This window comes from Chitinophaga sp. 10T418, assembly GCF_056394125.1.
Window position 1 is genome coordinate 742,250 of record NZ_JBFTHG010000004.1, and the last position, 7,584, is coordinate 749,833.

General features: G+C 44.2%; 3 protein-coding genes. All 3 read left to right on the plus strand.

Features of this window, described 5'->3' with window-relative positions; translation table 11 throughout:
- Positions 1–60 precede the first annotated feature (60 nt).
- Positions 61–1,869, plus strand: a complete 1,809-nt coding sequence (locus tag AC1DCV_RS15310; protein ID WP_477023938.1) for a 7TM-DISM domain-containing protein — start codon at positions 61–63, stop codon at positions 1,867–1,869.
- A 276-nt stretch (positions 1,870–2,145) separates the two neighbouring features.
- Positions 2,146–3,060 (plus strand): PorP/SprF family type IX secretion system membrane protein, encoded by a 915-nt coding sequence (locus AC1DCV_RS15315; RefSeq protein WP_477023939.1) that lies wholly within the window; start codon positions 2,146–2,148, stop codon positions 3,058–3,060.
- A gap of 79 nt (positions 3,061–3,139) precedes the next feature.
- Positions 3,140–7,584: Ig-like domain-containing protein (locus AC1DCV_RS15320; protein ID WP_477023940.1), on the plus strand; the 4,445-nt coding region annotated here is incomplete at its 3' end.

The window sequence follows — 7,584 nt, forward strand, 5'->3', positions numbered from 1 at the left end:
TGATAAAGTTAAACCTACTAACTTTAACGTCAGTACGAAATACTCGTAACATAGGTCCGGATGCCAACCCGAAAAATAAAATATTTATTCCTTATACTGCTTTGTGTTGTTACCAGGTTAAACGCACAACCCACGCATGTTTTAACAAATGATGCTGTTTTACAGATTAAAACGTATGATGTACTGCGGGATAGTCAGTATAGCTTTGATCGGATACTGAGAGATACCACCCTGGCTTTTTCGCAGCATACTTTATTAAACACTGCTGCTACTGATTACTACTGGGTGAAAGTGGTGGTGGAAAATCCCTACCCCAATAAGGAGAGTTATCGGCTTTCGTTATCGCTACGGCTAAATTATACCCTGTATTTTTTTGATAGCACTCACGGCAAATGGGTCAGTCACCGCGCTGGTTTAGCAGTCCCGGCTCAACAAAGGGAAAGAGAGGTGGTTCCGCTTTTTTTTCAGGGAGACACCAAAAATACGCTGTATATAAAAATCGATATCCGCGACATACAATCTTATGGATATAGTATACAACCATTTATTATACTGGAAAAAGAGATTTCCTTCGATGGGCGGGAAAGTTTTTTATGGTATTCCTGGCTGGTGGGCGTGTTTATATTATTCAGTTTCTGCGGCTATAGCTTATATACTTATTTGCAGTTAAAGGATAATATTTATGGTTGCTACCTGGCAGTACAGATTGGCGGAATTATTTTTGTTACCTCGTTTAAGCATTTTTTTAACCTGTTTTTTCCGGTTGCTATATGCAATGTAAGACTGAACCCGGATGGAACCGTCTATGCCTATGATCTCAATGCTTTCTTTTTACATGTGGCGTCCGCGATTATTGTTTCGGGAGCTGTTCAGCTGACCCGGATATACCTGCGTACGGAAAAGCTGTTGCCTCGCTGCGATAAGGTGCTTAAATATCTTACGTATGGTTATGTCTGGTTTGCATTAGTGTCTGCCGTTATTACCATTACAGGATTATATTATTTAGATAGTTTCACATTGTTGTACGATAATATTCTCATCGTATCCATAATGTTAACCGTTATCCTGACCTGCTTAATTGCCTATAAATACAAAGTAAGAGCCGCCAAACATTTTTTACTGGCGAATATATTGCCGTTACTTTTTATCGTCATTTTTGCCACATACTTCATTATTCATTCATCGCCACCTTATGTAGAAAACCGCTTGCTGTTGCCTGAAATGGCTATATTTTCCCAGATATTCACATTTGCGGTAGCACTATTGGCCCGTATCCGGGTGGTGAATGAGGAGTTGAAAATAAAGGAACTGGAGCTGGAGAAACTGGAAACAGACATTGCACAGGCCATGTACAAATGTGAGGTGATTGAGAAGGAAAATGAGCAGATTGTGCTGACTATCCAGGAAGAAAAGGACAAGAATGATTTGTTACAACAAAAGCTGGAAGCCAATCAACGTGAACTCGTTGGTAACAGTTTGTATATACATCAAAAAAATAAATTGCTGGCAGATCTGAAAGATCAGCTTCAGGATATTGATAATCTTTATCCACATGTTAAACATCCCGGCTTAAAAAATATTAAGTCTTCCCTAAAGGATGGGCAGCACCTGGACGCAGAATGGGATAAATTCAAATTGCATTTTGAGCAGGTGCATCCCGACTTTTTTGAAAACCTGCAAGCCAGTCACCCTACCCTGACCAAAAACGAACTAAGACTGTACGCCTATTTCCATATTCATTTGTCTACCAAAGAAATTGCCGCGTTACTTAATATAGAACCAGCCAGTGTAAGACAGGCGAAAGCAAGGTTAAATAAAAAGATGAATAACCCCACAGGTTCTATTTCATCCTCTCCGGAACAAAATTAATCCAGATTTATATAACTATTAGAGAATCAATTATTTACAGACTTGTTCATCCGTGTATACAACGAAAGTTTTGCTATGTGTATACACTTTGTCGACACCTGTTATTGGTTTATTTATCGTGGATGATATCTCTTTACAGAAAATTCCAGATGGTTGGAAGCGCACTCATTTGCCTTGTTTTATTGATACAGGACGAATGAGTGCAACGCATCTATTTACCTGTTGTAATAACATAGTAGCGATCATCCTGGGTTAAAATTGAACCAATAAGAGATTATGCGTAATAAATCCTGTATCTGTTTATTCCTGTTATCCGGTCTTTTCCTGCTCTCCCTACGTGGTATGGCTCAATCTTTCAGCAAAGCAGCAGCGTTACTGGAGCCTTCCGGGACCCAATATTTTCAAAATCAGTACCTGGCCAATCCTGCCATGGCAGGCATAGATACGGGGTTGCACATCAATGCTTCCTACCGGAATCAATGGGGGGATGTTGCAGGTGCGCCCGTCACCAAATTTTTGTCGGCCGACGGGAACATCGGTAACAGAGTGGGTGCGGGATTGCGGGTGTTTAATGATGCTGCCGGCTTACTCAACCGCACACGGATAGCACTCACCTATGCTTATCACCTGCCATTAAGTGATAAGGGACAGCAGTTAAGTTTCGGACTTTCGCTTGCGCTTAACATGCAACGTTTAAATACCAAAGACCTGAGTGGAGACCCTAACGATCCTTCTATCGGGGCATTCAACCGCCGGGATGATTATTTTGAAGGCGAATTCGGAATGGCCTATACAGATGGCCATTGGAATCTGCAAGCCGCCGTTCCTAATATAAGAGGGCTGGTTACAGGAGACAATAATGAAGTAGATGGCGGTAATACCTTTTATTCCGCTGCCTCCTACCGGTTTACATCCGATGCGGTGATCAGCAGCGTGGAACCAAAGATTTGTTATCGTGGCGTAAGAGGCTATGATAACATCTTTGATATAGGCGTCAACGTGGCCGTACTAAATGAGGTTGCCAACGTATTGGCAATATATCATACCTCTAAAAGCGTGACTGCCGGAATTGGGGTGGATATCATGAAAACTTTAGCGATCCGGGTTTTGTACACAGCTCAGACCGGGGGAATCAAAACCTATGTTAATAATACTTATGAAATAGGGGCTACCATCCACCTGTTCAGATAATCTTAGTCAATCCATCATTATTATTCTCTGGATTTCCGAAGAATAGTATCCTTCCTCTATGCTTTTTTAATGAGTCTATATGAATCATTCTCTACTCAATAACATTAAGTTACTGCTCCTTGTATTTATTATGCTGTTCGGCAGCTACCTGGTAAAGGCCGCAGATGTAGCTCATCGTGTGCCTCCTACAGCAACGCTGTCAATGCCTCTGAAATCCAATTCCACCACGGCTATTATTACGGTTACATTCAGTGAGCCGGTGGTAGGGTTTTCGGTAAGTGATTTCAGTTTAAGCGGAATGCCGGGTGCTTATGTGAATAACTTGATGGCAACGTCAGATCCCCGTTTATATACAGCCACTGTACATTTTCCTGCTGCTGTAACCGGCGTGCTTTCTGTTAGCTTGCCTGCAGGGATGTTCACTAACACTGTTGGAGATAATAATATAGCTTCCGGCGTTGTGAGTATTTCGGTGGATAATGTAGCACCGGTGATTACAGCTGTAAGCGTGCCTGTAGCGGGAGCATATCAAACAGGAGATCCCTTTGTTTTTATTGTTGATTTTTCCGAAGCTGTCGTTATCAATCCTGTTGGTGAAACACCTTATTTACCGGTAACGATAGGTTCCAGACAAGTGATGCTCCCCTTATACGTTCCTGTTAGTCCGACGAGTATGATGTTCAAGTATACCATACAACCGGGGGATCAGGATCTCGATGGCATAGTCGTAGGACCAGCATTGACGATTTCATCGGGAACTATACAGGATATCTCAGGGAATAACGCTGTAATGACACTGAATAATGTAACGGATGCCAGTGGTGTCTTAATTAATTCAAAGATCCCGACAGTGGATATAAGCGGCCCGGGACCATCGATCGTAAATGGTCCTTTTCAGATCCTTGTAGTATTCAGCGATTTCGTATCCGGACTTACCGCATCAGACTTTACATTAGTAAATGCTACGGCCAGCGAGCCAACAACTACCGATAACGTTAATTTTTTTGTAGACATCACCCCTATTACCGATGGGCTGGTGAGCGTATCACTTCCTGCAAATTCGGCGGTGAATTCAGGTCCGAATGGTAACCTCGCTTCTAATCAGCTGGATTTGACGGCTGACCTGACGGTACCCACGATTACAAAGCTGGATATCCCCGTTGCAGGAAAATATGGTACTACCAGCACGTTGGATTTTACCGTCCATTTCAGCGAAGATGTAATTGTACAGACAACCAATGGAAATCCTACTTTGGAGTTAACCATCGGAGGGAAAACAGTAGTGGCAGACTTTACTGCCTGGGTAGGTAATGATGCGTTGACCTTTAGCTATAAGGTACAGGATGGGGATACAGATATGGACGGTATTGCACTGGGAGCCAGTCTATTGCTGAACGGCGCCCGTATCCGGGATGCCGCCAGGAATAAGGCGAATCTCACATTGCCTGCCGGTACTGATCCAAGCGGAATTACTGTGAATACAGTACGTCCAACAGCGGTATTATCCACCACAGCACCTGCCCTGGTAAATAATCCGTTTACCATAACACTCGTTTTCAGTGAAGCCGTAACAGGGTTAACAGCATCAAGTTTCCAGACAACCAATCTCTATTTTGATGGGATCACCACAACAGATAATATCCACTATACTTTAGACGTAGCAGCAAATTTTAATGGCCCGGTAAAGATATTGTTGCCGGCTGATGGCGCTGTGAATGGCTATTCAAGCGGGAATAGTGCCTCTAATGAGATCATCCTGATGGCTGATTATACGGACCCCAAAATCACAAAGCTAACCTTACCGGCCAACGGTACCTACAATGTCACCGGTGTTCTGAACTTTACAGTGGAGTATAATGAAGTGGTGTATGTTACAACAACCGGAGGCACACCTAATATACCCATTACCATAGGAACAAAGGCGGTAAAGGCTTTCTATGCCTCCGGATCCGGTACCAATACATTGGTTTACAGCTACGCCATAAAAGATGGTGACAAAGATCTGGATGGCATATTGTTGGGGCGTGATATTGGATGGGGCGGTGGACGTGTTAAGGATCTGGCGGGAAATGATGCACTTACCAGACTGCCAGCAAATAATACTGTTGGCATTACGGTGAATACTACGCGCCCTTCAGTTGTTTTGTCAACTACGGCACCAGCTGTGTTGAAAGATCCATTCCAGGTAACGGTTGTTTTTAGTGAAGCAGTGACGGGACTTACCGCGTTTGATTTCATTATGACAAATGCGAACGTAACTACTCCGCAAACGAACGATAATATCACTTATACAATATGGGTAACACCTACCGGTAACGGCCCTGTTAGCGTATCGCTTCCTGCAGATGTTGTAGAAAATGCTTTGCAAAACGGCAACACCGCATCTAACGAGATTGCGGTTACTGGTGATCTTACACCACCGGTAGTTACACAGGTAGACGTGCCGGCAGATGGTTATTACCACGCTTCCGGTACATTAAGCTTTACAGTAGCATATAGTGAGAATGTAATTGTCAATACAACAGGTGGAACACCTTCTCTGGCGGTGATTATCGGCGAAACAACAGTGCAGGCGCAATATACCGGTGGCTCCGGTACCTCTCAGCTGACCTTTGATTATGTAGTGCAGAATGGTGATGGAGATATGGATGGTATTGCTGTTGGTGTAAATCTTATGTTGAATGGCGCAGTGATCAGCGATGTAGCGGGTAACAATGCTGCGCTTACACTGCAAAATGTGGCGGCTACCAACGGAGTATTAGTCAACACAACACATCCCACTGTAACATTATCCACCACGGCTCCGGCTATACTGAACAGTACATTTACCATAACCGCTGTTTTCAGTGAACCGGTAACGGCACTCACAGCAGCGGGTTTCAATCTGGTGAATGCGATGGCAGATGTGCCGCAAACAACAGACAATATTACCTACACGATAGATATTTCGCCGATGACGAATGGGCCTGTAAGTGTATCACTTGCTGCAGATGCAGCGGTGAATACGGGGCAAAACGGAAACACGGCATCGAATCAAATTACTGTGACTGCCGACTTTAAGCAGCCTAAAGTAACGCAGGTAGATATCCCCGCCAATGGATATTATAATGCCACGAAGACGTTGAGTTTCGTTGTTCATTTTGATGAAAACGTGATCGTGAATACCACCAATGGTATTCCGCTGATGGCTATTAATATGGATGCAGCAACTGTTCCGGTTGAATATGTAAGTGGTTCCGGTACCAATGCGCTGACATTCAGTTATGTGATACAGGACGGAGATATGGATGTAGATGGTATTTCAATTGGCCCAGCCATTTCATTAGGTGCGGGCGCCACCATCCGGGATGTTGCGGGTAATGATGCGAACCTGATTTTCCCTGGCAATGTGGATGCAAGCGGCATATTTATAAATACCGTGCATCCGGCTGCTGTATTATCTACAACCGCTGGTCCTGGTGTGAATGGATCATTCCCTGTTACGGCAACTTTCACGGAAGTAGTGAATGGTCTTGTTGCAACAGATTTCACCGTTACCAATGGCACGGCCAGCAATTTGCAGACGATCAATAATATCACGTATACTTTCTCCGCAACTCCCACTGCAGATGGTGCTGTCAGTGTGCTGTTGCCAGCAGATGCAGCCATTAATATTGGTGACAACGGCAATACCGCCAGTAACACGCTCAGCGTAATCGCAGATCAAACAGCACCGGTAATTACCCAGGTAAGTGTACCTGCTAATGGTTACTATAAGGCCGGGAGCACATTAACCTTTGCACTGCAATACAGTGAGAATGTGGTGGTAGACATTACTCAGGGCCGGCCAACCATAGGAATAAATATTGGTGGCACAACAGTTCCGGCGGTTTATACCAATGGTTCCGGTACGCAGGTGTTATCCTTTAGTTACACGGTACAGAATGGAGATATGGACATGGATGGCATCGCTCTATATAGTATTATGGTTATGAATGGAGGTACTGTCAAAGATGCTGTTGGCAATTATGCGCAGACTTTATTGAATAATATTGCCAGCACCACCGGGATATTTGTGAATACGGCGCATCCAACAGTAACACTGTCTACCGCTGCCGCAGCCGTTGTGAACGCGCCGTTTACCGTAACCGCTGTCTTCAGCGAAGCGGTAATAGGTCTTATCGTAGCAGACTTTGCATTAACCAATGCTACTGCTGCCGCGCCGCAAACCGCGGACAATATCACCTATACTATTGTCATCACACCGATAACTGATGGAGCTGTCAGCGCTTCATTGCCGGCAGATGTAGCCGTGAATATTGGCGGCAACGGTAACACTGCGAGCAACACGATTAGTGTAACAGCAGATGTGACGGCGCCGGTAGTAACACAGGTAAGTGTACCTGTAAATGGTTATTATAAAGCTGGCAGTGTGTTGAACTTTACAGTAGCGTACAGTGAAAATGTGCTCGTTAATACTACTGGCGGTGTGCCATCGATTAGTGTAAACATAGGCGGAACAAATGTTTCAGCGGTTTACACAGG